This window comes from Faecalibacillus sp. H12 (genome assembly GCF_013361255.1).
GTDB lineage: Bacteria > Bacillota_I > Bacilli_A > Erysipelotrichales > Coprobacillaceae > Faecalibacillus > Faecalibacillus intestinalis.
The window spans coordinates 482,695-509,041 of sequence record NZ_JABWDK010000001.1 but is presented as its reverse complement, the minus strand read 5'-3'; the positions used below and the strand labels follow the sequence as shown (position 1 = coordinate 509,041).

Sequence of the window (26,347 nt, the reverse complement as noted above, 5' to 3'; positions counted from 1 at the left end):
ATGATTAAAAAACGTGGTATACTATAGATGCTAGAAATAGGAATTGATTTTTTAGTCATTATTTTATATAATCTTTGTAATCCATTGAGCAAGATTAAATAGTGGAAATAGTTAGAGAGAAGATGGTTGGTGAAAATCTTTGTATGGAAGCTATGGGACACTTGTGAGGAATTACTTGAAAAGAGTAATCGTTAATCGCGTTAAGATGAAAGTGCGTATGAAAATACGAATTAAGGTGGTACCGCGTTGAAACGTCCTTATGAGGGCGTTTTTATATTTTAAGGAGGAAAAATAATGGGATATAGTGCACCAAGAGGTACGGTAGATATTTTACCAGGACAAAGTGAAAAATGGATTAAATTAGAACAATTGTTAAGAACGATTGCCGCTAATTATAATGTCAAAGAAATGAGAACACCAATTTTCGAACATGCTGAATTATTTAACAGAGCTGTTGGGGATACAAGTGATGTTGTTTCTAAAGAAATGTATACTTTTCAAGATAAAAAAGGAAGATATATTTCACTTAGACCAGAAGGAACTGCTGGTATTGCAAGAGCTTATGTAGAAAATAAAATGTATGGTTTACCAGAAAAACTACAAAAAGTTTATTATATGGGACCAATGTTTAGATATGAAAGACCACAAAATGGTCGACAAAGACAATTCCACCAATTTGGGGTAGAAATGTTAGGTGTTGAATCACCTTATGTAGATGTTGAATGTATGCTTATGGCAGTGACTGTTGTTGAAGCATTAGGACTTCAAAATGTCACACTTCATATCAACTCTTTAGGTGATAATGAATCAAGAGATGCTTATCGTGAAGCTTTAAAAGATCATTTTAGAGGCCATTTAGATGACTTATGCGAAGATTGTAAAGCACGTTTTGAAAAGAATCCTTTACGTATTTTAGATTGCAAAGTGGATGTGAAACATCCAGCTATGAAAACAGCACCGAAAACAATTGATTATTTAAGCGAAAGTGCTAAAAATCATTTTGATAAAGTATGTTCTTTATTAGATGATTTAGAAATTGATTATGTTATTGATACAAATTTAGTAAGAGGATTAGATTATTATTCTCATACTGTTTTTGAAATCATTTCTGATGATCCAAAATTAGGTGCTGGAGCTACTGTTGGTGGTGGTGGACGCTACAATGGTTTAATCGAAGAAATTGGTGGACCGGCTACACCTGGTGTTGGCTTTGCTTTTGGTATGGAAAGACTCCTTCTTGCTTTAGATGATGAAGAAGATGAAGACGAAGATGGTTTAGATTGTTATATTATGCCTTTAGGCGAAGAAGCAAAAGATCTTGCTATGCAAATTATTGCGATGTTAAGAGCAAATGGCTTTACATGTGAAATGGATCATGTATCTCGTGGCTTAAAAGGACAATTTAAATCAGCAGATCGTTTTAATGCACATTTCTCTATTATTTTAGGGGAAGAAGAAGTAAAAAATGAAGTGGTTAATATTAAATGTAATCATGATAAAGAACAAGTTGTAGTACCATTAGAAAATATTTTGGCACATATTGAAAATCATTTAAGTGGAGGACATGAACATGAATAGAACACATAATAACGGTGAACTTCGTTTAGAAAATGTTGGACAAACAGTTGAACTAAAAGGATGGGTTGCTAAAAAGAGAAATTTAGGAGCTCTTGTATTTATTGATTTAAGAGACCGTTATGGAATTACACAAATTATTATCAATGAAGAAATGGAAAATATTTCAAAAGATATTAAAAATGAATATATTTTATATGTTAAAGGAACTGTTGTAGAACGTTCTAGCAAAAATCCAAATATGCCTACAGGGGATATTGAAGTCGATGCATCAGAAATCAAAATCATCAATACAGCCAATACGACACCAATTATTGTTGCAGATGATACAGATGCTTTAGAAGAAACAAGAATGCAATATCGTTATCTTGATTTAAGAAGACCTGTTATGCAAAATAAAATTCTAACAAGACATAAAATTACAAGAAGTATTAGAGAATACTTAGATAGTCATGATTTTGTGGATATTGAAACACCTTATTTAAATAGATCAACTCCTGAAGGAGCAAGAGATTTCTTAGTACCTTCACGTGTACATCATGGTGATTTCTATGCTTTACCACAATCACCTCAATTATTTAAACAATTATTAATGGTTGCTGGTTTTGAAAAATATTACCAAATTGCTCGTTGTTTCAGAGATGAAGATTTAAGAGCGGATCGTCAACCAGAATTTACTCAAGTTGATGTTGAAATGTCATTTATGACTACAGATGAAATCATCGAAGTTGGTGAAAATATGGTAGCTAAAGTCGTCAAAGATGTAAAAGGTGTTGATGTTAAGTTACCACTTCCACGTATGACTTGGCATGAAGCGATGGAAACATATGGTATTGATAAACCAGATATCCGTTTTGATATGAAACTTGTTAACTTAAATGAAGTTGTTAAAGATGTTGATTTTATGGTATTTAAATCAGCTTTAGAAAATAATGGATATGTTAAAGGAATTAATGTTAAAAATCATGCAAGTGATTATTCAAGAAAGAAAATTGATCAATTAACAGAACTTGCAAAAACATATAAAGCAAAAGGTCTTGCTTGGTTAAAAGTAAATAATGGTGTTGGTGAAGGGCCAATTGCTAAATTCTTTAGCGAAGAACAAATGCAAAGATTAATTGAAGCAATGAATGGTGAAGATAACGACTTATTATTATTTGTATCGGATACAAAATATATGGTTGTTTGTGATGCTTTAGCTGCTTTACGTAATCATTTAGGAAAAGAATTAAATTTATATGATCCAAAAGAATTAGGATTATTATGGGTTGTTGATTTCCCAATGTTTGAATATGATGATGAAACTCAAAGATATTATGCAATGCATCATCCATTTACAAGACCTAAAGAATCAGATTTAGATAAAATAGATAAAGATCCAGCAAATTGTCTTGCTGATGCCTATGATATTGTTTTAAATGGTTTTGAACTTGGTGGAGGTTCTCAACGTATTTACGAACAAGACTTACAACAAAGAGCTTTCAAAGCTTTAAGTTTAACAGATGAACAAGTAAGAAATAAATTTGGTTGGTTTGTTGATGCATTAAAATATGGGACACCACCACATGGAGGATTTGCTTTAGGATTAGATCGTCTTGCCATGTTACTCACTGAAAGTGATTCTATTAGAGACGTTATTGCTTTTCCTAAAAATGCCAGTGCAACATGTCCAATGTCTAAAGCACCAAACAGTGTAGAAGAAGATCAATTAAAAGAATTAGGTATTGGAGTTTTAAAAGATGAATAACGATCGTATACAAGAAATACTTGATTTAATGGAAGAAGCAAGATTGGATTACTTTTTAATAAGTGATCCTCAATCAATTGCTTATTGTACAGGATACTATAATGATCCGCATGAAAGAATGTTTGTTTTCATGATTTCAAAACATGGAAATCATACCTTATTCATGAATGATTTATTTTATTTGGATCATGATTTAGATGTTAACATTGTTTGGCATAAAGATGGACAAGATGCTATTCAAACAATTGTTGATGAAATGCATTTTCCAGGAAGAATTGGAATTGATAAAAATTGGGCCTCACATTTCTTGTTAGATCTTATGAAAAAACTCCCAGATGCAAAGTATATCAATGCTTCACCATGTGTTGATCTCGTACGCATGAAAAAAGATTTACAAGAACAAGTTTTAATGATTGAATCAAGTAAAATCAATGATGCTGTTATGGAAGAAATCATTCCATTCATTCAAGAAGGCGTGACAGAAAAACAACTTGCTAAAAAATTAGATGAATTATTTTTCAATCATCATTCTACTTGTTATGGGGCGATTGTTGCATTTGGTAAAAACGCTGCTGATCCACATCATGAAAATGATGATACACTACTTAGAAAAGGTGATTGTGTACTGATTGACATGGGATGTGTTTATAAAGGGTATTGTTCTGATATGACACGTACATTCTTTTATGAAGGTATTTTGGAAGAAGAAATTAAAGTTTATGAAATTGTAAAAAAAGCAAATGAAGCTGCAGAAGCAATGATCAAACCAGGAGTTAAATTATCAGATATTGATAAGTGTGCAAGAAAAGTCATCAGTGATGAAGGCTATGGAAAATATTTTACACATCGTTTAGGACATTTTATTGGTCGAGATGTTCATGAATATGGAGATGTCTCTTCGGTAAATGAAATGGAAGTTGAAGAAGGAATGATTTTTTCAATTGAACCAGGTATTTATTTAGAAGGAAATTTCGGAGTACGTGTAGAAGATCTAGTTATGGTGACAAAAGATGGATGTCAGGTTTTAAATTCATTTACAAAAGATATTTATATTATTTAAAAACGAGCTTGTGCTCGTTTTTTTTGTATAAAAAAGAAAAAAATGAGTAAACTTTTAAAGTGAAAAAATATTTTTAAAGCCTCTTTAAATAGACAAATTTTGTCAACAAGAAATTATATAATAATATCAAAAGAAAGGATGAATTATATGGAAGTAAAAAGAGGAGATTTGTTTTATGCTGATTTGAGTGTAGGTGTAGGAAGTGAACAATCTGGAATTCGACCTGTTGTTGTTATTCAAAATGATAGTGGGAATCGATTTAGTACAACTATTATTATTTCACCTTTGACATCATCTAAAAAGAAAAATATTCCTACCCATACATTTATTAAATCAAGAGATGATTTAAAAGAAAATTCAATTGCCTTGCTTGAACAAATGAGGACCATTGATAAATCACGGTTGATTAGAAAAATAGGGGAATTAACGCCATTAGAAATGGAACGTATTAATAAATGTATTCGTATTAGTTTGGGGGTTTAAACTTACATAGAATGTTTCAAAACGGGCTTTGCTCGTTTTTTTTAAAAAATATACACTTAACAAAGAAAAAGAAATCAATTTGTGATAGAATAGTTAGCGAGGTGACAAGTATGTATTATTTTATAGGAATTAAAGGGTCAGGAATGGCTCCACTAGCAACAATTTTATATGAATTAGGGAACGAAGTTGCTGGAAGTGATATTGATAAATATATATTTATTGAAGATGAATTGAGAAAAAGAAATATTCCAATTTATTCATTCAATAAAGATAATATAAAGGATGGTTATCACGTAATTATTGGTAATGCTTTTGATGAATCTAATGAAGAAGTCAAAGCAGCTTTAGAAAATCCAAATGTAAAGTGTACAAGATATTATGATTTCTTAGCTGATTTTATGGAACATTATGTTTCTATTGCTGTTGCAGGAACACATGGAAAAACAACAACAACAGGTATGGCTTACCATTTATTTGAAGATTTTGATAAAACATCTGTTTTAATTGGTGATGGAACTGGACATGGACAAGTAGGAAGTAAATATTTTATTTCAGAAACGTGTGAATTCCAAGATCATTTCTTACATTATCATCCAGATTATGCCATTATTAATAACATTGAATTAGACCATGTTGATTATTTTGGAAATCTTGAAAGATATATTCAATCTTTTGAACAATTTGCTAAGCAAGTTAAGAAAACAGTTATTGTTTGGGGAGATGACCCTAACATTAAGAAAATTCATTTTGAAAAACACGTTTTAAGATTTGGTTTAGGTGAAAATAATGATGTTCGCGCTGTTAATGTTTTAGAAACACCACAAGGATTATCATTTGATGTTTATATTCATCAAGAATTATTTGGACATTTTAACATACCATTATTTGGAATGCATATGTTATATAATTCATTAGCTATTATTACTCTTGGTTATTTAGAAGATATGTCTTATGACTATATTTTAAGTAAACTTCAAACATTCAAAGGAACAAAACGTCGTTATACTGTAAAAACTCAAGGAAACAATGTTTTTGTTGACGATTATGCACATCATCCAACTGCAATCAGATATGTTATTGAAGCAACAAGAGTGAGATATCCTGGTAAGAAAATCGTTGCCATTTTCCAACCAGATCGTTTTTCAAGGGGAGCGCGTTTTGCTAAAGAATTTGCTCAAGAAATGGATAAAGCGGATTACCCATATTTCTGTCCATTCCCAGAAAATGCAAAACATGAAGACGGTATTGATATTGATATCTATGATATTTCAAAAAATAGTGCACGTGCTAAAGTCATTACTGAAGATGAAGCAGGTGTTAAAGAATTAATGCAATATGATAACTGTGTATTCTTATTTATGAGTAGTAAAGATATTTATAAATTTGAAGAAATGTTGATTGAAGCCAAAAAATCTATATAAAAAGAGTAAATTATGGTAAAATTATTAATGAAAGTAGAGGGATGTTTATGACAACAATGGACATTTGTTACTGTGTTTTAATTTTAGCAGGTGCATTTTGTTTAGTTGCTTTAGGGGTGCTGTTTATTCGCACATCAACAGCAATTAAACAAACAGGGGATACTGTTGAAATGGCACAAGATACATTGAAAAGAGTTGATAAAATCTTAGATGATGTCAATTACAAATTAGACTTATTAAATGCGCCTGTAGAAACAGTTGCAAAGTTCTTTGATCCTCAAAGACCAAAGTTTAATCCATTGAAAATGATGATGAGCTTTATTAAGAAAAAATAGAAAGGTGAGATAATATGAAATTAGGAAGATTTTTAACAACTTTAGGAATTGGTGCTCTTGCTGGGATGTTATTGGCACCAAAAAAAGGAAGCGAGTTAAGAGAAGAATTAAAAGGTAAAGGAAAAGAAACTCTTGATAGTGCTAAAGAAATGACGGTTGAAGACTATCAAAAATTAATTAGTGAAACAATTGATAGTATTAAAAAAACAGTTGATGAATTTGATGTTGATGACTTTAAAGATAGTTCTTTAGCAAAATTAAATGAATTAAAAGATAAATTTAATGATGTTGTAACAAAATTACAAGATAGCGACCAATATTCTAAGTTAAAAGATCAAGTTGATAATGTTATTGTCCAAGTGAATGATAAAATTAATGAAGTTAAAGAAAAAATGAGCGAACAAGAATTTGATGATTTTTCTGATTTAGAAGATGAAATTAATGACATTGAAGATGATTTAAATGTCATTATCGATGATTTAAAAGACTAATGAAAAAAGCAACGATTTATGATGTTGCAAGAGAAGCAGGCGTTTCTCTTGCAACTGTATCTCGTGTTATTAATGGGTCATCAGTTGTTCGTGAAAAAACTAAAGAAAAGGTAATGAAGGTTATTGATGAACTAAACTTCAAACCTAATCAAATTGCTCGAGGTCTTGCGACAAACAAAACTACAACTATTGCAATTATCTTCCCACAATCATTATTTGCTCATGTAAAAGATATGATTGGTGGTATTGGTGATGCTGGTAGAACATTGGATTACAATATTACGATTTATACAACAGATGATATTGGAAATGGTCCAATGGACGACGTTATGGAAAAAGTCATTCGCACAAGAGCCGATGGAGTTATATTATTTAATAACGATAATATTGATCAACAAATTGAACTTGTTAAAAAACATAGTATTCCGGCAGTTGTTATTGGAATGCAAGTAAGCGATGAATCGATAGGTTCTGTTTATGTTGATGCACAAAAGATTACATATGATATTGTTAATAATTATTTAGAAAAAGGTAAAAATGATATTATTTTTGTAAGTCCTCAACAAAATCTTATTCGTACAGTTGATTTGATTGAAGGAATGAAAAAAGCTTATCAAGATCATCAATTACCATTTGATGAGTCAACACAGGTTATTAATACTTCTACTCACTATGAAGAAAGCTATACACAATTTGTTGAACATTTTAGAAATCATAAACATGATTTAGTTTTTGCAAGTTATGATAAAGAAGGGGTTGCAGTTGTTAATGCAGCAATCGATAATAACATAAGCATTCCAGATGATATGGAAGTTATGGCTATGATGGATACAAGCTACTCGCTTATTTGTAGACCATCACTATCAACGATTCATCTTCCAATTTATGATATGGGTGCGTTGGCTGTACGTTTACTTACTAAAATTTTAAATCAAGAAGAATTAGAAACAAAAGAAGTGTGCGTAGGCTATACAAATATTTATCGTAAATCAACTATTCAATAAACCACGAAAGTGGTTTATTTTTATATTCACTTGACTTTGAATATGAAATTTAATATGATGTATTTACAGCAATGAAGGAGACAAGTAATATTACTTAATTGTTATAGAGAGCTTGTGGTTGGTGGAAACAAGCCAAGAGGTAATATGAATACACTCTGGAGCTTCTAAGTGCAAAGCTTAGACGGTGCAAGCCGTTATCTACTTGAGTGTATGTCTTTGACATGAATTTAGGATGGTACCGCGATCAACTCGTTCCTATGGGAATGAGTTTTTTATTTCAAGGAGGAAATTATGAAGATTTATGATGAATTAGTTTGGAGAGGATTAATTAAAGATGTCAGTTCTCCAGAAATTGAAGAAAAATTAAATAATGGAGGATTAACTTTCTATATTGGAACTGATCCAACAGGAGATAGTTTGCACATTGGGCACTTTTCATCATTTTTAATTAGTAAAAGATTAAAAGATGCCGGGCATAATCCAATTTTATTAGTTGGAGGAGCAACAGGATTAATTGGTGATCCTAAACCTGATACAGAAAGACCAATGATTACAAAGGAACAAGTTCAACATAACTTTGACTGTTTAAAAGCACAAGCTCAAAAGATTTTTGGTTTTGAAGTGGTTAATAACTATGATTGGTCAAAAGATTTAAACTTTATTGACTTTTTAAGAGATTATGGTAAATATTTCAATGTCAATTATATGTTGAATAAAGACATTGTAAAAAGAAGATTAGATTTAGGTATTACTTATACTGAATTTTCTTATATGATCATGCAAGCAATGGATTTCTACTGGTTACATGAAAATAAAAATTGTCAATTACAAGTTGCTGGGCAAGACCAATGGGGAAATATTACTGCTGGTATTGAATTAATTAGAAAGAAAACTGGAAAAGAAGCCTATGGTTTTACAATGCCACTTTTAACTAAAAGTGATGGAACAAAATTTGGTAAAACAAATGGTAAAGCGATTTGGTTAGATCGAAAAAAAACTTCTCCTTATGAAATGTATCAATTCTTTATTAATTCAGAAGATGATAAAGTTATTGATTACTTAAAATTCTTAACTTTCTTAACACCAGAAGAAATTATGGAATTAGAAGAAAAAAATAAAACACAACCTCATTTAAGAGAAGCACATAAAGCTTTAGCTAGAGAAGTTATTACATTCTTACATGGTGAAGGAGCTTATGAAGAAGCAGTTCAAGTTTCACAAACATTATTCTCTGGTCAAATTCAAAATTTAACTTTAGAACAAGTTGATGTTGCTTTTGAAGGTGTACCAACAGTTGAAACTGAAGAAAATGAAATGAATATTTTAGACGCTTTAATTTTAGTTGGAGCTGCTAAAAGTAAAAGAGAAGCGAGAGAATTTGTTAATGGGGGATCTGTTTTAATCAATGGTGAACGTATTAAAGATTTAGAATTTACTGTTAAAAAAGAAGATGCTTTTGGACAAAGCAAAACAGTTATTCGTCGAGGAAAGAAAAATTATTTTGTATTAAAATATAATGGATAAAAGCTCTTAGGAGCTTTTTTTCATAAAGAATATGGTATACTATCTAATAAGGAGGGACGGCTATGGAAAAATTAAGAAGTATTTTTAATTTTATATATGGATATTATTTAGATTACCGCTATAAAGTACCACCTGCATCTGCTTTGTCTTTTGCTTATTATATGATACTTTCAATTATCCCAATATGTACATTATTGGCTTTTTTTACACCGTTTTTTCCTTTAGATATTAAAACAGCACAAGAAATTTTATCATATTATTTAAGACCGGATGTGACAAAAATGGTTATTCAACTGATAGAACCACGTTCTTTATCAATAACAACTATAACCACTTTAATAGCGTCTATCTTTGTTGTAAGTAGAGGTTTTTATCAGTTACATCGTATTTCTAAAAATATGTTTCCTAATGATAAAGAATATCCATTTTTCATTGATCAAGGAATTACTTTTTTAAAAACCATTCTTATCTTTATTTTAATACTTGCAGTGATTTCTTTATTGATTATTTTTCCGTTTTTTAAGATTATCTTTATTGATCAACATAATTTTATAACAAGAGTTTTATTCTTATTTATCATTATTTTTGTTATTTTATTTTTATTATATAAAATCATTCCTGATCAAAATGTAGATTTTTTAGATACAATTAAAGGAACAGTCGTTGCAACATTATTGATTGAATTGATTATAGGTATTTTATCTATTTATTTTTCCATTGTTGATTATAGCAACGTTTATGGTCCGTTAGCGGCGTTGGTTATGTTGATGTTTTCGATTGCTGTATGTTCAGAAGCTATTTATTTTGGTATGTATGTTATTTTTGAATGTCATATTCGAAGATTAATAAAAAAATTATAAAGGAGAAAAGTAATGTATCCTTATATCAATTTAGAAAAAACAGGCAAACAAATACAAAAATATATGAATCAAGGTGGCTATTGTGTTCAAGATATTCAGACTTATCTAGGACTTTCTTGTAAACAAAGTGTTTATAAATGGCTAAAAGGAAAGTCATTACCTAATTTAGAACATTTATGTGCTTTAAGTTATTTGTTTCATTGTACGCTAGATGATTTAGTTGTTACACAAATGAATTATTATGTAATCAAAGAAACAATATGTCAGTATTCATTAGGAGATTGTTAATGATTTATTTAGTAATAATAAATGTATTAGGCTTTTTGATAATGGGTCTTGATAAAGCAAAAGCAAAAAAACAAAAATATCGTATTTCTGAAAATACTTTGCTTTTTGTGGCTTTGATAGGTGGAAGTTTAGGAAGCTATTTAGGTATGTATTGTTTTCATCATAAAACGAAACATATGAAATTTTATATAGGTATACCGTTGATTTTATTTATACAAATCTTGATTTATTGTTTTTATTTTTATACAAAATTCTAGACAAGAATTTTGTATATGCTATAATACAAACGTATTAAGCGAATGCTTTGATCCACATTGTTAGGGAAAAAACAGTGTGTTTTTTTTATGGAGGAATTTATGAAAACAAATAAAAAAGATATTCTTAGTATATTACTTGGAAATACGTTACTTGCACTTGCGGTTATTTTATTTATTGTTCCAGGACATTTATTAAGTGGTGGGACAACAGGTATTTCTTTGTTTTTAAATCATTATTTTCATTTACCAATTTCATTATTTACTTTTATTTTTAATTTTATTGTCTTTATTATTGGAGCGCTTATTTTGGGAAAGAAATTTGCTTTACAAACACTTATTTCAACATTTTATTATCCATTTATTCTAGGCGTGTTTGAACTTTCTTTTCAAGGTTTTTATTTAACCGATGATATTTTAATTAATACACTTTTTGCGGGTGTTTTAGTTGGGGTTGCTATTGCTATTGTTATTAAAGCAGGGGCTTCAACAGGAGGTATGGATATTCCACCCCTTATTTTAAATAAATTATTTAAAATTCCTGTTTCTATTTCAATGTATGTTTTTGATACATTAATTGTGTTAGCGCAATTTGGTTTTTCTGATGTTAGACAATGTCTTTATGGAATCGTGTTAATTTTTATTTATACAATGGTTATTGATAAGATTTTAGTAATGGGTGCTCAAAAAATCGAAGTTAAAATCATTTCTTCAAAATATGAAGAAATTAGAAAGGCTATTTTAACGAATGTCGATCGTGGAGTAACAATGCTTCATGGTCAAACAGGCTATTTATTAGAAAATACAGAAGTTTTAATTAATGTTATTTCGACAAGAGAACTTGTTCAAGTTGAAAGACTTGTAAAATCTATTGATGAAGATGCGTTTATGATTATTTCAAATGTTCATGAAGTTCAAGGTAGAGGCTTTAACTTGGAAAAGGAATATATTGAAAAATAAGATGTTTCATTTAGCTTTGTATTTTGATGAAAAAACAAATCAAAAGTTTTCTTTTTTAAATAAAAAAGTCGAAAAAGAACTACATCAAAATTATTTAGAAAATCATCATATTCCTTTTCATCTAACAATTGCGACTTATAAAGAAATAGAGGAAAAGAAATTTATTGAACAGGCAAATCAGCTTTTTGAAAAAGAAAGTAGTCAAGAGCTCTATTTTGTTTCGTTAGGTTGTTTTCAAAAATCGACGCTTTATTTATTACCTGTATATAATGAATTTTTAAATCAACTAATTTTAAAAATCTATCAAACTTTTGATGAATATGTATCTATTTCACCAAAAAATCGTTATTTACCGTACCACTTTGTACCTCATGTTTCTATAAGTAGAAAGTTAAATGAACAACAAACCAATCAAGCGTTTAAGATATTGAATCATTATTTTGAACCTTTTTATGGGAAAGTCATACAGGTTGCATTAGTAAAGACAAATCCGTATCAGGAAATAAAGATATGGAATCTATAATGCTTGCAAGGCATGATAGAAGCTAAAAAAGAAGCATTTTACATAAAATGTTTCTTTTTTTATAATGAAGACAAGGGGGAGAGATGAAAATGTTTTCAAATAAAGAATTAAGAAGTATGATCATTACTTTGTTTTTTGAACAATTACTGGTTATGCTTGTTGGAATTGTTGATACTTTTGTTGTAAGTAGCTGTGGGGAAGCGGCTGTTTCGGGAGTATCACTAGTTAACCAATTTAATACAATTTTTATCTATTTATTTACAGCACTTGCTTCAGGAGGAGCAATCATTGTCAGTCAATATATTGGTAATAAAGATGAAAAAAGAACGGTTTTATCATCAAGTCAGTTATTGATGTTTTCCATTGTTTTTTCAATTGTTTTATCAATTCTTGTATTGATTTTTAATAAACAACTTTTAGGATTACTATTTGGTAAAGTTGAATCAGATGTTATGAAGGCGTGTGTAACTTATTTACGTATTTCAGCATATTCTTATCCAGCACTTGCTATTTATAATGCAGGAGCCGCTTTATATCGTTCAATGGCCAAAACCAAAGTAACAATGTATATTTCATTTGCTGCAAATATTATCAATGTTGTGGGAAATATTATCGGTGTTTATGTTTTAAAAGCAGGAGTTGCAGGGGTTGCGTATCCTTCACTTATTTCACGTGTTTTTTCAGCAATCATTATCACAGTTTTATGTTTTAATAAAAAATTGGAAGCTTACTATGATTCAAAAGATATTTTTAGATTTGATGGAAAGATGCTCAAACGTATTTTAAATATAGCAATTCCTAATGGGGTCGAAAATGGAATTTTCCAACTTGTTAAAGTGGCTTTAAGTTCAATTGTGGCGATGTTTGGAACCTATCAAATTGCAGCTAATGGGGTTGCACAAAGTATTTGGTCATTAGCGGCACTTGTGGGTTCAGCAATGGGACCAGTCTTTATTACCGTTATTGGACAATGCATGGGTGCAAAAGATGTAGATCAAGCAAAATGCTATTTTTCAAAACTTATTAAATGGTCGCTTGTTTTTTCGATTGTATGGAATGTGCTTGTTTTAGCAATTACACCATTTATCCTACAATTTTATAATCTTGCAGATGAAACAAAACATTTGATTATTATTCTTGTTATTATTCATAATATTGCCAATACGGTAGTTTTCCCGCTTTCTGGACCTTTATCTCAAGGATTAAGAGCAACTGGAGATGTCAAATTTACGATGATTGTTTCTATTGCTTCAACTGTTGGTGGAAGACTTGTCTTATCTATTATTCTTGCTTTAGGACTTCATTTAGGTGTTATTGGTATTGCCCTTGCGATGTGTGGAGATTGGACAATTCGAGCAATTATTTTCTATTATCGTTATAAATCAAATGCTTGGACAAAATTTGAAGTTATTTAAAAACAGGATTTTATGGTATAATGTTTTCAAGCTAAGAAAGGAGTATTTTTATGGCAATTGATATTAAAGAAATACTTGCAAATGGTTTGTTAGACTTATGCCACAAAAAAGACTTATCTCAAGTAACAGTTAAAGATCTCTTGGAAACAACAGGAGTTAGTAGACAAACATTTTATAATCATTTCCTAGATAAAAATGATTTAATTCAATATATTTACAATCATAAAATTATCAATCATTTTAATGGACAAAATACAAATCTTGATTTCTATGAGTCACTTATCGAATCTTTTGAACATATGAAACAATATCAAACCTTTTTAAAACAGGCTTGCTTAATGGATGGACAAAATTGTTTAAAGGAATACATTCCTAAACATTGTGAGGAATTTGATTTAAAATGGCATCAACAACTTTATGGTGAAAAACTAATGCCAGACGCCTTAAAATTTGCAACGATATATCATGCGAATGCTTCAAGTGCAATGACTTTGTCATGGATTTTATCGGATATGAAAGTCCCTGTAGAAGAAATGGCAAAAATGATTACCCAAATGCGAGGACTTGGAATGGATGATTTATTTCAAGGAAGTGATTGTACAACAAATCCTTATAAAATTGACAAATAGTCTTTTTTGTCAATTTGTTGACAGAGTAATTTAATTATAAATTACTCTTTTTTTTTAGCGTATTACAATAAGAGTGAAAGAAGGGAAATGTATGAAAAAGACACTTTATTTAATGAGACATGGACAAACCTTATTTAATTTACAACATAAGATTCAAGGATGGTGTGATTCGCCACTTACAGAATTAGGAATCAAACAAGCGAAAGTTGCGGGAAAATGGTTTAAAGATCACGATATTACTTTTGATCATGCTTATTCAAGTACAAGTGAAAGATGTTGTGATACATTAGAACTTGTGACAGATATGCCTTATGTACGTACTAAAGGTTTAAAAGAAAACTATTATGGAGAGTTAGAAGGAGAAAGTGAAAGATTAAATTCTCATTTAACACCTAAAGATTGTGAAACATTCTATTTACAATATAAAGGAGAATCCTCTAATACGACAAGAGACCGTATGGTAAAAACTTTAACAGAAATTATGAATAAAGAAGACCATCATAGTGTTTTAGCCGTGAGTCACAGTGGGGCTTGTTTTAACTTTTTAAGAGCTTTCCAAGATCCTATGGAAGAATTAAAAAAAGGATTTGGAAACTGTTGTATTTTTATTTATGAATTCGATAATGGAACATTTACATTAAAAGATGTAATTAGACATCAAATCTAGGAGGAAATATGGAATACGTTAATTTAGGCAATACAGATATTAAAGTTTCAAAAGTATGTTTAGGATGTATGGGCTTTGGTAATCCACAAGCAGGAATGCATTCTTGGACACTTCCTTATGAAGAATCCAAAAAAATCATTAAACATGCCCTTGATCAAGGAATCAACTTTTTTGATACAGCAATGGGTTATCAAGGTGGAACATCAGAAGAATATTTAGGACGTGCAATTAAAGAATATTCAAAAAGAGAAGATGTTGTTATTGCGACTAAATTTATGCCACGTAGCCAAGTACAAATTGACCAAGGAGTCAGTGCCCGAGAACATATTGAAACATGTTTAAATAATAGTCTAAAAAGGTTACAAATGGATTATGTAGATCTTTATATTCTTCATCGATGGGACAATGTAACACCCATTAAAGAAACAATGGAAATCTTAAATGATCTTGTTAAATCAAAAAAAGTAAGAGCCATTGGTGTTTCTAACTGTTTTGCTTGGCAAATTGCTCGGGCTAATGAAATTGCCAAAAACAATGGATGGGCAACTTTCCAATCAATTCAAGGACATTACAATCTTATTTTTAGAGAAGAAGAAAGAGAAATGAAACCTTATTGTGATTTAATGGGGGTTTCGATGACACCATACAGTTCACTTGCTTCTGGAAGACTTTCTAGACATCCAGGAGAAACATCTAAAAGATTAAAAGAAGATGCCTATGCTAAAGGAAAATATGATGAAAGTGAAAAAGAAGATCTTGTTATCATTCAAAGAGTTGAAGAACTTGCCAAAAAAAGAAATTGTTCAATGTCAGAAATTTCTTTAGCTTGGTTGATGTCTAAAGTAACTTCACCCGTTGTTGGTGCAACTAAATTAAGTCATATTGATACAGCTTGTAAGGCTTGTGATTTAAAATTAACAGTTGAGGAAATGAAATATTTAGAAGAATGTTATAAACCACATCCATTAGTGGGTGTCATGAAAGAAAATAATCAATAAAAACAAGAAAGATTCTTTTCTTGTTTTTTATTTTTTGTTATATTATAAAAGATGAACAAGAAAGAGAGTAGATAATATGGGTATTGTAGTAATTGGTGCAGTTTTTGTAGATATTAAAGGATTTCCACTAGATGCATATATTCCAACTGGAAGAAATGCAGGACATATTAAATATATTCATGGTGGTGTAAGTAGAAATGTGGTAGAAGATATAGCAAACATTGAATTACGTCCAACATTTTTATCAATTGTTGATGATAGTGCTTTGGGAGAAGATGTTATTCGTAAATTACAAAGACATAAAGTTAATACAGAATATGTTCAAAAAATTCCTGAGGGAATGGGAACATGGCTAGCTGTATTTGATAATGATGGTGATTTGGCAGGTTCTATTTCTCAACGTCCAAATTTAATGCCAATTTTGGATTTAATTAATGAAAAGGGCGATGAAATATTCAAAGATTGTGATTCAATTGTTTTAGAAGCTGATATTGATCCTGAAATTATAAAAACTGTTTTAGATTATTCAAAAAAATATAACAAAAAAGTATTTGGTGTTATTTCGAATATGACACTTGCAGTTGATAGAAGAGACTTATTACAACAATTTGATTGTTTGGTATGCAATGAATTAGAGGCAGGTATTTTCTTTGCTGAAAATTATAGTAAAAAAAGTCCAAAAGATTTATGTGAAATCATTTATCAAAAAGTTTCTGCAGGAGCTATTAAATCAATGGTTGTTACAATGGGAAGCAAAGGAAGTATTTATGCCGATCATTTAGGAAATAAAGGAATCTGTCCTGCTAAAAAAGTAACTGTTAGAGATACAACAGGTGCTGGTGATGCTTTTTGTGCAGGGTTAACAATAGGACTTACTTATAGAAAAGATCTTTCTGATGCAGTTGAAATTGGAACAAAATTAGCAGCTTCTGTTATTACATCATCAGAAAATGTATGTCCACGTTTTTTACCACGTGAATTGGGATTGGATATGGATGTATCTGATTGTTAAAAATATCCTAAAGGATTAGGATATTTTTTTTGACAGTCTATAAATAAAGTTATAGAATATGTGCAAGTAGGTGAATTTTATGGATTTAAAGAAAATAAAAATAACAAAACAAGCTAAAATATGTTTGAGTCTCCTTATCGCCATTATCATGCTTCTTTTTATCATTATTATTTTGTATAATGATAAATTTTATCCAAATACCTCAATAGGTGGAATAGATGTTTCAAATATGACTTTGTCAGAAGCTAAAAATGCTGTTCAAACGGATTTGAAAAATCATGTTCTTGTTATTAAAGGTAGAAATAATGCAAAATATGAATTAAGAGGCACGGATATTGATTTGAATGCTAATTATGAAAAACAAGTAGAAGATTGCTTTAAAAAGACACATGGATTATTTTCGTTTTATAAAATAATTTCAGGTGAAGATTTTGATGTAAATTTTGATGTTTCTTATAATAAAGAGGCCTTTAAAAATAATCTTTCTCAATCATTTTTAATAACAGGAGATAATTATACAATTACAGCACCAGTAGATGCACATGTGGAATATGATAAGGCTGCTAAAAGTGGTAAAATTATTAAAGAAAAACAAGGAAATCAATTAGATCAAGATAAGTTTTATAGTTATGTTGAAAAGTCTATTCAACAATTAAAGACAAAAGTCAATTTAGATAAGGCAAATGTTTATTTAAAACCAAAATATGTACAAACTGATAAAGAGGTACTAAATGAGTTAAGCCAGTATAATAATTACTTATGTCGTTGGGTTCGTTTTGATATGGGTGAAAAACACTATGAAACAATTTCCCCTAAAGAAATTAAAGATTGGATAGTTATTGGTGATGATGCTTCTGTTTCAATTGATCAAGAAAAAATGGCACAATGGGTTGAAAAATTCTGTTTGAAATACAAAACAGTAGGAAAAACAAGAAAATTCAAGTCACATACTGGTGAAGTATTAGAAGTATCTGGTGGAGATTATGGATGGCAAATTGATTATAGTCAAACTGTTGATCAAGTTTATAAAGCGTTGACAGAAAATAATACGCAAAGTGATGTAGATGCATATGTAAAAAATAAAAGTAATACAAACAAGAAAAAATTACTTAAGAAGTTAGAACCTATTTATAAAAATAAAGCTTACAAAATGAACTTTGAAAATCCAACAGAAGATTATAATACTCAAACATATAGTGAAGTAGATATTTCAGAGCAAATGGTTTATGTTTTCCAAAATGGACAAGTTGTTTATAGTGCAAAATGTGTAACAGGACTTCCAAGTGATGCAACACGTTCTACTAAAACAGGATGCTGGTATATAAAAGATAAAAAACTCGAATATACTTTAACAGGTGCGGATTATACAACACCAACTAAATATTGGGTTCGTATTACATGGACTGGAACAGGATATCATTATATGAATCGAAGTGATTGGGATAAATGGTCGCCTGAATTATATAAAACAAGAGGTTCTCATGGATGTGTTAATTTACAATTAGAAGATGTTAAAAATATTTACAATCTTGTTTCTATGAGAGACATGGTATTTATACATGATTAGAAACCATCGAAAGATGGTTTTTTAATTTGCAAATGAATTGCATATTTATTGACATAATAAAAGAGGAATGCTAGAATCTAGTAAAATGCAAATGAATTGCAAATTAGAGGTGGTAATATGCGTTATAAAACGAAAACTTTTCAATTGATTGAAAATTACTTGAAAACGTGTTGTGATAAATGCTTTCGAGCACATGATGTTTACGATTATATCGTAGCAAATGAAATGAAAGTAAATATCTCAACTGTTTATAGGAATTTAGAACAGTTTGTTGAAGCAGGACAATTAATTAAATATAAATCGGGGAATAATGATGTTTGGATGTATCGTCTCAATCAACAGTTTAGTCAATGTCATGAACATCTTCATTTACAATGTAAAGAATGTGGAAAAATTATTCATATAAAAAAAGAATCGATGGATTCTATCATCGCAATGCTAGAAAAAGATTATAAATTCTTTTTAGACTGTGATATTTCTACTATTGGTGGTTTATGCAAAACATGTATGATGAAAAAGGAGTTAAAATGAACAAATTATTAAAATACACATTTATGTTATTATGCTGTTTTTTGCTGATGGGATGTTTACCTTTAGATAAAGAAACAGATAAAAAAAGTATTGTTTGCACAACGTATGCCCAATATAATTGGTTACAAGAAATTATTGGGGAGAATAATTCAACATTTGAACTTACTTTACTTATTAAAGATGGAGCTGATTTACATAGTTATCAGCCAACAATTCAAGATTTAGCAAAGGTATCATCTGCTGACTTATTTGTATATGTTGGTGGAGAATCCGAACAATGGGTAAGTGATGCGTTAAAAGAAGCAAAAAATAAAAATATGTTAGTTGTTGATATGATGGATGTTTTAAAAGAGAGAATCAAGGAAGAAGAACATGTGGAAGGAATGAAAGAAGATCACGACGAAAATGAAGATGAAAGTGAATATGATGAACATGTTTGGCTTTCACTTATTAATGCACATGAAGTGGTTCGCTATCTATCAAATGAAGTACAAAAATTAGATGATGTCCACAAAAAAACATATGAAGAAAATACGATACGCTATTTAAATGATATTGATGATTTAAATCATCAATATGAACAAGTGGTAGAAAATGCCACTACTAAAACATTACTTTTTGCAGATCGTTTTCCATTTAGATATTTACTGGATGATTATGATCTTAATTATTATGCAGCTTTTCCTGGATGTTCTGCAGATGTCGAAGCAAGTTTTTATACGATTACTTTTCTAGCAAATAAAATAGATCAATTGGATTTAAAAAGTATTTTTGTTATTGATCAAACAAATTTAAAAATTGCACAAACAGTTAAAGATAATACAAAAAAGAAAAATCAAAAAATCATGTATTTAGATTCTTTACAGTCAGTTGATGATCAGAAAATCAAGGATGGTTATAGTTATTTAAAGGCAATGAAATATAATTTAAAAGTGCTTAAAAAGGCATTATAGAATAAGGAGATATTATGTCATATATAAAGGTAGAAGATTTATCATTGGGATATGATAGTGAAATTGTTTGTTCAAATATAAATTTTGAAATTAATAAAAATGACTATTTATGTATTATAGGAGAAAATGGGGCAGGGAAAAGTACCTTGATCAAGACAATTTTAGATTTAAAAGAAAAAAAAGCAGGTAAGATTTTATTTTCTGAAAATTTAAAAAAATCAGAAATAGGGTATCTTCCTCAACAAACAGTTGTTCAAAAAGATTTTCCAGCAACTGTCTATGAAGTTGTTTTATCAGGTATGTTGTCACAATTAAAATATCGCCCTTTTTATACAAAAAAAGAAAAAAAACATGCAAAACAAGAAATGGAAAAATTGGGAATTACGCATTTACAAAATAAAAGTTATCGCCAGTTATCTGGTGGACAACAACAACGTGTTTTATTAGCAAGAGCTTTATGTGCTTCAGATAAAATTATATTATTAGATGAACCAGTAACTGGTTTGGATCCTCAGGTTACACAAGAATTTTATGGCTTATTAAAATCATTAAATGAACAAGGAATGACTATTGTCATGGTTTCTCATGACTTATCTGTATTAAAATATGCAACACATGTTTTATATTTAAAGAAAAAAGTCCCCATTTTTATGGAAAAAGAAATGTTTATTGAAAGGTATGGAAAGGAGATTTATAATGACTAATTTTATTGCAACATTACAATATTATTTTTCTTATCCTTTTGTACAGTATGCTTTAATTGTTGGAGTTTTAATTGCTTTATGTTCTTCATTATTAGGAGTAACACTTGTTTTAAAACGTTTTTCATTTATTGGGGATGGTCTTTCACATGTTGCCTTTGGGGCAATGGCTGTGGCGACGGTTTTACAGTTTACATCACAAACTTTATTTATCATGATTGTTACAGTTATTGCAGCTATTTTTCTTTTAAGGACGGGGCAAAATACTAAAATAAAAGGAGATTCGGCTATTGCTATGCTATCTGTAGGGGCTTTAGCTATCGGTTATTTAGTAATGAACATTTTTTCAACTTCAGCTAATGTTTCTGGAGATGTTTGTTCAACGCTTTTTGGGTCAACAACAATTTTAACTTTGACACATTTTGAAGTAGTCGTTTGTATTGTTATGTCATTGCTTGTTGTGTTGTTTTATGTTTTATTTTATAATCGAATCTTTGCAGTTACTTTTGATGAAGAATTTATGAAGGCAACGGGCAAAAAAGTAGAATTATATAATTTGATTATTGCTGTTTTAACAGCCGTAATTATTGTTCTTGCGATGAATTTAGTAGGTTCATTATTAATTACAGCTTTACTTATTTTTCCAGCTTTGTCAGCAATGAAAATAATGAATAGTTTTAAAGGAGTCGTTATTTATTCTGCGATTTTATCAGTTATTGGAGCATTTGTAGGAATTATATTATCAATATTGTTTTCAACTCCTGTTGGAGCAACTGTTGTTTTTATTAATATTATGATCTTTATTATTAATTGGATAATTTCAATATTTAAATAAGTGATTGAAAATCCTTTCTTTTCAAAAAGAAAGGATTTTGTTAAAATATACGAGGTGATTATAAATGGATGGAATATTATTAATAAATAAACCTGCAGGCTATACAAGCCATGATATTGTAGGAATAGTAAGAAAAAAATTACATACAAAAAAAGTAGGACATTGTGGAACATTAGATCCTGATGCAACGGGTGTACTTGTTGTATGTGTCAATAAAGCAACAAAAGCAATTCAATTTTTGATGAGCGATACAAAAGTATACAGGGCAACTTTATCGCTAGGGAAAAGTACAGATACATATGATGCCAGTGGAAAAATATTAGAAGAAAAAGAAGTTGGACAAATATCAAAAGCACAAGTTATTGATGTTTTAAATTCATTTTTAGGAAAATCTAAGCAAAAACCGCCAATTTATTCAGCAATTAAAGTAAATGGTAAAAAGCTTTATGAGTATGCAAGAAATGGTGAAGAAGTAGAAATTAAAGAACGTGATATAGAGATTATGATGATTGAATTAATTGATTTTTCAAATAATGAGATTGTTTTCGATGTTAAATGTTCTAAAGGAACCTATATTCGTTCTTTATGTGTTGATATTGCTAAAAAACTAGGGTATCCAGGACATATGTCTCATCTAGAAAGAAGACAGGCAGGGCGCTTTTTAATTACTGATTGTATTACTTTAGAACAGTTAGAAAATGATGATTATTCTTTACATTCAATAGATGACGCTTTGTGTGGTTTTCCTCAATTAAAATTAGATGATCCAACGCCAGTTTATCATGGTAAACAAATTAAAAGTGATTTGACTGGTCAAGTAGCGATTTATGATAATCAGAATCATTTATTAGCCATTTATGAAAGTACGGGACAAGGCTATTTGAAAAATGTTAGAGGTCTATGGTGATGGAAATCATTCATTTGTCAGTTGATACTCCCATGCAAGTTCATGATTCTGTTTGTGCACTAGGCTTTTTTGATGGTGTTCATTTAGGACATCAACAACTTTTAAAAGAGGTTGAACATATTGCTAAAGAAAAGGGACTAAAAAAAGCAATAATGACATTTTCTGTACATCCTAAACAAATTTTAGAAAATAATGATTATCATTATTTGATGTCATTATCTGAAAAAATAAATATTTTAAAACAATGGCAATTTGACTATTTTTATATTATTGATTTTGATCAAACTGTTGCAAATTTAAAACCCAATACTTTTTTACAAAATTATATTATAAATCATCAAATAAAACATGTTGTATGTGGTTTTGATTTTCATTTTGGAAAAAAAGGAATGGGCGATGTACATGTTTTACAAGAAAATAAATCATTTGATGTAACTGTCATAGAAGAGTACAGTGAGGATGCATTAAAAGTATCTTCATCGTACATAAAAAAGTTGTTAAATGAAGGAAATATTGAAAAAGCAAATCATTTATTGACACGATTTTATCGTGTCTCTGGACAGGTTATTTATGGTTTGCAAAATGGAAGAAAGATTGGTTTTCCTACGGCCAATATTGATTATGGACACTATGTTGTTTTAAAAAAAGGTGTTTATGGGGTCTATATAACTATTAAAGGAAAGCAATATAAAGGAATGGCTAATATTGGTTATAATCCTACAGTAGGGCTTATTGATAACTTATCTTTAGAAGTCAATATTTTTGATTTTGATCAAGATATTTATGGTGAAGATGTGGATGTAGATTTTGTGTTTAGGGTAAGAGATGAAAAGAAATTTAAATCTTTAAATCATTTAAAAGAACAATTACAAAAAGATAAAAAACATATTGATCAATTTCTGGATTAATATGTTTTTCTTTTGTCTAAAATATAAGAGGTGAAGAAAATTGCTTTATATTCATTTATTTCTAGCAAATTTAATATGGGGATTAAATGTGATTGTTACAAAATTAAATTATGATTCTTTTCATCCTCTTTTTTTAGCAATGCTAAAGATACTTTTTTCTGTATTAGCGTTGCTGTTTTATATTTATTATAAAAAAATTTCTTTTGAAAAAGTATCTATAAAAAAATTAATAGTGCAAACAAATTTAATTAATGTTATTAATTTTTTGTTGACATATTATGGTATGCAATATGTAGAAGGGACGATGACAGCAACGATTAATTGTTTAGCACCAGTTATGATGTTTATTGTATCTGTTTCTTTGTGCAAATGGAATTGGAAAATTCTGATCTCATTTATGGTAAGTTTTTTAGGATTTTTAATAGCTATTCATTTTCGACTTTTTAATATAGGAAAGGGAATCTTTTTTTTAATAACGGCATTGTTTATTTACAATTTTGGTAATTATCGATTAAAAGATATTACACATAATCCATTCATTTATAACTTATATATGTTATTAATAGCTTTTTTTGAATTTATTGTTATTTTGTTGTTTCAAAAGAATGATTTATTTAAAACAGTAAACACTTTTTCTTTATGGTTATTTATTTTAACTTCTGGAATTGGATATGCCTATATTCAATGTGTTTATTTTTTATCAATTCATTCAATAGGTCCTTTAAAAACAAGTTTTTTTATGGCATTTAGTCCTGCTTTTACCTATTTTTTCTCTTTGATTTTATTAAAAGAAAAATTTGATTTTTTTGTTTTAATTGGATTTATAGTGATTTTTACAGCTTCGTTTTATTTTATCTCAAAGAAAGAAAATTAGATTTAGACAAGTATATGACTTCATGATATACTTATATGTAGAAATGTGATTAAAAGAGGTTGTTAACATGAAATATTTGAATGAAATTATAAATGTATTAGGAATGAAAACAATTATTATTATTTCGGTAAGTATTTTAGTTTTGATATTGGTTATTTTGACATATCGCTTGTTAAAATTAAAACATTATCGTAATGAAATTGTTGATTTAGAAAATAAAATGAATGCAATTAAATCCTTACCTATTCAATATCGACTAGGAAGGGTAAAAGGAATTGCTAAAAATATGCCAGAATTGCAAGAAAAATATGAAACTTATGATGCAAAATTTGCTGAATTAACAGATCTTCAAAATGATGAAATCATTCCGCTTGTTAATGATATTGATGAAGCACTTTATTATCGAAAATTACGAGGTGTTCAAAAAAAGATGAACTCTTTAGAGGAAAAAGTGATTCATTATGCAAAGGAATCAAAACAACTTTTAAAAGATATAGAAGTTATTACAGAAATTGAAAATATTCAAAGATTAGAAATTATCAAAGTTAAAGAAAAATATCGTGCTACAAATGATAACTATGCACAGATTCGTTTTAAAGTTGAGGACTACGTTCCTAAAGTACAAGATGTATTTCATGATATTGATGAACGCTTTGTTGAATTAGAAAATTATATGAATAATCAACAATTTGAAGAAGCTAAGACATATACAGAAGATATTTCAAAATATATCGATGCTTTAGATCAACAGTTAAGTGATTTACCTACATATATTTCTGTTGTTCGTCAATATTTACCAAAACGCTTAAATGAACTAAAGTCAATTATGCAAGATATGCAAGTAAAAGATTTTTCTGTTGAAAGAATGAATGCTACGATCCGTATTTCTAAGATTGATAATGATTTACACGAGACAGAAAAAAATATAAAGAATTTAAAATTGGAAAACGTTGGACAAAATATAGAAGTCATGACGGATGAGCTAAATCTATTGTATTCTGATTTTGAAAAAGAAAAGAATGCATATGCACTCTACGAAGAAAAACGAAATGAATGTTATAAATTCGTTAATAAGATAGAAAGTGGACTTTTAGAGGCTAAAGAAAGTATTCATGAGTTAGAAAAAAACTATATTTTAGATGATTATACGATTACAATAGAAGATGATTATAATCAATTTCAATCAATTGTTGATGATTTAGCGGAAATTACAAAGATTATTGAAACTAAGGATTTTTCTTATATAGAAATGATTGATGATTTTTCAAGAATTGTTGAACAAAGTAAACCATATAATGATTCTTTGATTAAACATATTGAATTAGCAGAAACATTACGTATTCAAGAAAAGAGAGCTTTGGATGAGTTAGACAATATTAATATTGTTTTATTAGAAATTAAATCTGAAATTAGAAATAAACATTTACCAATGATTAGTGAATCTTATCAAGATTATATTGATGACTCTTATCAAAAAGCAGATTCCATCTTAAATTTTATTAGAAAAAGACCAATTGATTTAAAGAGTTTATCACTTCAAGTAGATGCTGCAAGAGATGTTATTTATAAATTGTATGATAATGTGCATAATTTGATTGTTACTGCTGAAATGGTAGAGGATGCAATTGTTTTTGGAAATAGATATCGTTCTTCATTTTTAGAAGTTAATACAGAGCTTACAAAAGCGGAATTACTTTATAGAAATGGGGAATATACTAAAGCATTATCAACAGCTGTTGATATTATTGAAAAAATAAAACCGGATTCTTATGAAATGTTGGTTAATAAAAAAAGTCCTAAGGCTGAATAGGACTTTTTTCATGAG

General features: G+C 29.1%; 28 protein-coding genes and 1 other annotated feature. All 28 genes read left to right on the top strand.

Annotated features, from left to right (window positions below):
• The first annotated feature begins 294 nt into the window (after positions 1-294).
• The 28 genes from hisS (at position 295) to HUU89_RS02750 (ending at position 26,332) form a co-directional block, all read left to right on the top strand.
• Positions 295-1,578 (top strand): histidine--tRNA ligase, encoded by a 1,284-nt coding sequence (hisS, locus tag HUU89_RS02885; protein ID WP_175300937.1) that lies wholly within the window; start codon positions 295-297, stop codon positions 1,576-1,578.
• Positions 1,571-3,322: an aspartate--tRNA ligase gene (aspS, locus tag HUU89_RS02880; protein ID WP_175300936.1), complete on the top strand. Its 1,752-nt coding sequence runs from the start codon at positions 1,571-1,573 to the stop codon at positions 3,320-3,322. Before hisS ends, aspS begins: the two co-directional genes overlap by 8 nt.
• Positions 3,315-4,382 carry a M24 family metallopeptidase gene (locus HUU89_RS02875; RefSeq protein ID WP_175300935.1) on the top strand — a complete coding sequence of 356 codons (1,068 nt, stop codon included), beginning with the start codon at positions 3,315-3,317 and terminating at the stop codon, positions 4,380-4,382. The genes aspS and HUU89_RS02875 overlap by 8 nt, the downstream gene beginning before the upstream one ends.
• A 147-nt stretch (positions 4,383-4,529) precedes the next feature.
• Positions 4,530-4,865 carry a type II toxin-antitoxin system PemK/MazF family toxin gene (locus HUU89_RS02870; RefSeq protein ID WP_022001469.1) on the top strand — a complete coding sequence of 112 codons (336 nt, stop codon included), beginning with the start codon at positions 4,530-4,532 and terminating at the stop codon, positions 4,863-4,865.
• A 110-nt stretch (positions 4,866-4,975) separates the two neighbouring features.
• On the top strand, positions 4,976-6,286 hold the full coding sequence (locus HUU89_RS02865) for a UDP-N-acetylmuramate--L-alanine ligase (RefSeq protein ID WP_032090134.1): 1,311 nt from the start codon (positions 4,976-4,978) through the stop codon (positions 6,284-6,286).
• 47 nt (positions 6,287-6,333) lie between these two features.
• The gene (locus HUU89_RS02860) at positions 6,334-6,621 is read left to right on the top strand and encodes a DUF948 domain-containing protein (protein ID WP_032090133.1); all 288 of its coding nucleotides are present in this window, start codon (positions 6,334-6,336) and stop codon (positions 6,619-6,621) included.
• Between the two features lie 14 nt (positions 6,622-6,635).
• The gene (locus tag HUU89_RS02855) at positions 6,636-7,112 is read left to right on the top strand and encodes a YtxH domain-containing protein (protein ID WP_032090132.1); all 477 of its coding nucleotides are present in this window, start codon (positions 6,636-6,638) and stop codon (positions 7,110-7,112) included.
• Positions 7,112-8,116, top strand: a complete 1,005-nt coding sequence (locus HUU89_RS02850; protein WP_032090131.1) for a LacI family DNA-binding transcriptional regulator — start codon at positions 7,112-7,114, stop codon at positions 8,114-8,116. Before HUU89_RS02855 ends, HUU89_RS02850 begins: the two co-directional genes overlap by 1 nt.
• A 62-nt stretch (positions 8,117-8,178) precedes the next feature.
• Positions 8,179-8,376, top strand: a binding site (T-box leader).
• 31 nt (positions 8,377-8,407) lie between these two features.
• Positions 8,408-9,640, top strand: a complete 1,233-nt coding sequence (tyrS, locus tag HUU89_RS02845; protein ID WP_175300934.1) for a tyrosine--tRNA ligase — start codon at positions 8,408-8,410, stop codon at positions 9,638-9,640.
• Positions 9,641-9,702: 62 nt separating this feature from the next.
• Complete coding sequence (locus HUU89_RS02840; protein ID WP_032090129.1) at positions 9,703-10,500, top strand: YihY/virulence factor BrkB family protein; 798 nt, start codon at positions 9,703-9,705, stop codon at positions 10,498-10,500.
• A 12-nt stretch (positions 10,501-10,512) separates the two neighbouring features.
• Complete coding sequence (locus tag HUU89_RS02835; protein ID WP_052010867.1) at positions 10,513-10,788, top strand: helix-turn-helix transcriptional regulator; 276 nt, start codon at positions 10,513-10,515, stop codon at positions 10,786-10,788.
• A complete protein-coding gene (locus HUU89_RS02830; protein WP_254697682.1) occupies positions 10,788-11,045 on the top strand; it encodes a DUF1294 domain-containing protein in 258 nt (85 codons plus the stop codon). The genes HUU89_RS02835 and HUU89_RS02830 overlap by 1 nt, the downstream gene beginning before the upstream one ends.
• Before the next feature lie 99 nt (positions 11,046-11,144).
• Complete coding sequence (locus tag HUU89_RS02825) at positions 11,145-12,002, top strand: YitT family protein (RefSeq protein ID WP_032090127.1); 858 nt, start codon at positions 11,145-11,147, stop codon at positions 12,000-12,002.
• Positions 11,992-12,525, top strand: coding sequence for a 2'-5' RNA ligase family protein (locus HUU89_RS02820; protein WP_175300933.1), 534 nt, complete (start codon positions 11,992-11,994; stop codon positions 12,523-12,525). The genes HUU89_RS02825 and HUU89_RS02820 overlap by 11 nt, the downstream gene beginning before the upstream one ends.
• Before the next feature lie 83 nt (positions 12,526-12,608).
• Positions 12,609-13,940, top strand: coding sequence for an MATE family efflux transporter (locus tag HUU89_RS02815; RefSeq protein WP_175300932.1), 1,332 nt, complete (start codon positions 12,609-12,611; stop codon positions 13,938-13,940).
• Positions 13,941-13,990: 50 nt separating this feature from the next.
• Positions 13,991-14,569 carry a TetR/AcrR family transcriptional regulator C-terminal domain-containing protein gene (locus HUU89_RS02810; RefSeq protein WP_147580225.1) on the top strand — a complete coding sequence of 193 codons (579 nt, stop codon included), beginning with the start codon at positions 13,991-13,993 and terminating at the stop codon, positions 14,567-14,569.
• Positions 14,570-14,660: 91 nt separating this feature from the next.
• Positions 14,661-15,236: a histidine phosphatase family protein gene (locus HUU89_RS02805; RefSeq protein WP_032090124.1), complete on the top strand. Its 576-nt coding sequence runs from the start codon at positions 14,661-14,663 to the stop codon at positions 15,234-15,236.
• An 8-nt stretch (positions 15,237-15,244) separates the two neighbouring features.
• Positions 15,245-16,234: an aldo/keto reductase gene (locus HUU89_RS02800; protein ID WP_175300931.1), complete on the top strand. Its 990-nt coding sequence runs from the start codon at positions 15,245-15,247 to the stop codon at positions 16,232-16,234.
• 76 nt (positions 16,235-16,310) lie between these two features.
• Positions 16,311-17,246 carry a carbohydrate kinase family protein gene (locus HUU89_RS02795; RefSeq protein WP_032090122.1) on the top strand — a complete coding sequence of 312 codons (936 nt, stop codon included), beginning with the start codon at positions 16,311-16,313 and terminating at the stop codon, positions 17,244-17,246.
• A gap of 79 nt (positions 17,247-17,325) precedes the next feature.
• Positions 17,326-18,813 (top strand): L,D-transpeptidase family protein, encoded by a 1,488-nt coding sequence (locus HUU89_RS02790; protein ID WP_175300930.1) that lies wholly within the window; start codon positions 17,326-17,328, stop codon positions 18,811-18,813.
• Positions 18,814-18,930: 117 nt separating this feature from the next.
• Positions 18,931-19,344: a Fur family transcriptional regulator gene (locus HUU89_RS02785; protein WP_147580228.1), complete on the top strand. Its 414-nt coding sequence runs from the start codon at positions 18,931-18,933 to the stop codon at positions 19,342-19,344.
• Positions 19,341-20,297, top strand: a complete 957-nt coding sequence (locus tag HUU89_RS02780) for a metal ABC transporter substrate-binding protein (protein WP_052010865.1) — start codon at positions 19,341-19,343, stop codon at positions 20,295-20,297. The genes HUU89_RS02785 and HUU89_RS02780 overlap by 4 nt, the downstream gene beginning before the upstream one ends.
• Before the next feature lie 14 nt (positions 20,298-20,311).
• Complete coding sequence (locus HUU89_RS02775) at positions 20,312-21,001, top strand: metal ABC transporter ATP-binding protein (protein WP_022001488.1); 690 nt, start codon at positions 20,312-20,314, stop codon at positions 20,999-21,001.
• Positions 20,994-21,833, top strand: a complete 840-nt coding sequence (locus HUU89_RS02770) for a metal ABC transporter permease (protein WP_032090119.1) — start codon at positions 20,994-20,996, stop codon at positions 21,831-21,833. The genes HUU89_RS02775 and HUU89_RS02770 overlap by 8 nt, the downstream gene beginning before the upstream one ends.
• 64 nt (positions 21,834-21,897) lie before the next feature.
• Positions 21,898-22,740: a tRNA pseudouridine(55) synthase TruB gene (gene truB / locus HUU89_RS02765; protein ID WP_022001490.1), complete on the top strand. Its 843-nt coding sequence runs from the start codon at positions 21,898-21,900 to the stop codon at positions 22,738-22,740.
• A complete protein-coding gene (ribF, locus tag HUU89_RS02760) occupies positions 22,740-23,648 on the top strand; it encodes a riboflavin biosynthesis protein RibF (protein WP_254697681.1) in 909 nt (302 codons plus the stop codon). The genes truB and ribF overlap by 1 nt, the downstream gene beginning before the upstream one ends.
• Before the next feature lie 40 nt (positions 23,649-23,688).
• On the top strand, positions 23,689-24,522 hold the full coding sequence (locus HUU89_RS02755; RefSeq protein ID WP_175300928.1) for a DMT family transporter: 834 nt from the start codon (positions 23,689-23,691) through the stop codon (positions 24,520-24,522).
• 67 nt (positions 24,523-24,589) lie between these two features.
• Positions 24,590-26,332, top strand: coding sequence for a septation ring formation regulator EzrA (locus tag HUU89_RS02750; protein ID WP_175300927.1), 1,743 nt, complete (start codon positions 24,590-24,592; stop codon positions 26,330-26,332).
• Positions 26,333-26,347: the final 15 nt, after the last annotated feature.

What these genes read in the sequence shown, in the direction of transcription:
- HUU89_RS02850 (WP_032090131.1), top strand. Translation starts at nt 7,112, where the DNA reads ATGAAAAAAGCAACGATTTATGATGTTGCAAGAGAAGCAGGCGTTTCT.
- HUU89_RS02795 (WP_032090122.1), top strand. Translation starts at nt 16,311, where the DNA reads ATGGGTATTGTAGTAATTGGTGCAGTTTTTGTAGATATTAAAGGATTT.
- truB (WP_022001490.1), top strand. Translation starts at nt 21,898, where the DNA reads ATGGATGGAATATTATTAATAAATAAACCTGCAGGCTATACAAGCCAT.
- HUU89_RS02790 (WP_175300930.1), top strand. Translation starts at nt 17,326, where the DNA reads ATGGATTTAAAGAAAATAAAAATAACAAAACAAGCTAAAATATGTTTG.
- aspS (WP_175300936.1), top strand. Translation starts at nt 1,571, where the DNA reads ATGAATAGAACACATAATAACGGTGAACTTCGTTTAGAAAATGTTGGA.
- HUU89_RS02815 (WP_175300932.1), top strand. Translation starts at nt 12,609, where the DNA reads ATGAAAATGTTTTCAAATAAAGAATTAAGAAGTATGATCATTACTTTG.
- HUU89_RS02770 (WP_032090119.1), top strand. Translation starts at nt 20,994, where the DNA reads ATGACTAATTTTATTGCAACATTACAATATTATTTTTCTTATCCTTTT.
- HUU89_RS02870 (WP_022001469.1), top strand. Translation starts at nt 4,530, where the DNA reads ATGGAAGTAAAAAGAGGAGATTTGTTTTATGCTGATTTGAGTGTAGGT.
- ribF (WP_254697681.1), top strand. Translation starts at nt 22,740, where the DNA reads ATGGAAATCATTCATTTGTCAGTTGATACTCCCATGCAAGTTCATGAT.
- HUU89_RS02800 (WP_175300931.1), top strand. Translation starts at nt 15,245, where the DNA reads ATGGAATACGTTAATTTAGGCAATACAGATATTAAAGTTTCAAAAGTA.
- HUU89_RS02825 (WP_032090127.1), top strand. Translation starts at nt 11,145, where the DNA reads ATGAAAACAAATAAAAAAGATATTCTTAGTATATTACTTGGAAATACG.
- HUU89_RS02875 (WP_175300935.1), top strand. Translation starts at nt 3,315, where the DNA reads ATGAATAACGATCGTATACAAGAAATACTTGATTTAATGGAAGAAGCA.
- HUU89_RS02780 (WP_052010865.1), top strand. Translation starts at nt 19,341, where the DNA reads ATGAACAAATTATTAAAATACACATTTATGTTATTATGCTGTTTTTTG.
- HUU89_RS02775 (WP_022001488.1), top strand. Translation starts at nt 20,312, where the DNA reads ATGTCATATATAAAGGTAGAAGATTTATCATTGGGATATGATAGTGAA.
- HUU89_RS02750 (WP_175300927.1), top strand. Translation starts at nt 24,590, where the DNA reads ATGAAATATTTGAATGAAATTATAAATGTATTAGGAATGAAAACAATT.
- HUU89_RS02835 (WP_052010867.1), top strand. Translation starts at nt 10,513, where the DNA reads ATGTATCCTTATATCAATTTAGAAAAAACAGGCAAACAAATACAAAAA.
- HUU89_RS02830 (WP_254697682.1), top strand. Translation starts at nt 10,788, where the DNA reads ATGATTTATTTAGTAATAATAAATGTATTAGGCTTTTTGATAATGGGT.
- HUU89_RS02805 (WP_032090124.1), top strand. Translation starts at nt 14,661, where the DNA reads ATGAAAAAGACACTTTATTTAATGAGACATGGACAAACCTTATTTAAT.
- tyrS (WP_175300934.1), top strand. Translation starts at nt 8,408, where the DNA reads ATGAAGATTTATGATGAATTAGTTTGGAGAGGATTAATTAAAGATGTC.
- HUU89_RS02810 (WP_147580225.1), top strand. Translation starts at nt 13,991, where the DNA reads ATGGCAATTGATATTAAAGAAATACTTGCAAATGGTTTGTTAGACTTA.
- HUU89_RS02840 (WP_032090129.1), top strand. Translation starts at nt 9,703, where the DNA reads ATGGAAAAATTAAGAAGTATTTTTAATTTTATATATGGATATTATTTA.
- HUU89_RS02785 (WP_147580228.1), top strand. Translation starts at nt 18,931, where the DNA reads ATGCGTTATAAAACGAAAACTTTTCAATTGATTGAAAATTACTTGAAA.
- HUU89_RS02860 (WP_032090133.1), top strand. Translation starts at nt 6,334, where the DNA reads ATGACAACAATGGACATTTGTTACTGTGTTTTAATTTTAGCAGGTGCA.
- hisS (WP_175300937.1), top strand. Translation starts at nt 295, where the DNA reads ATGGGATATAGTGCACCAAGAGGTACGGTAGATATTTTACCAGGACAA.
- HUU89_RS02855 (WP_032090132.1), top strand. Translation starts at nt 6,636, where the DNA reads ATGAAATTAGGAAGATTTTTAACAACTTTAGGAATTGGTGCTCTTGCT.
- HUU89_RS02865 (WP_032090134.1), top strand. Translation starts at nt 4,976, where the DNA reads ATGTATTATTTTATAGGAATTAAAGGGTCAGGAATGGCTCCACTAGCA.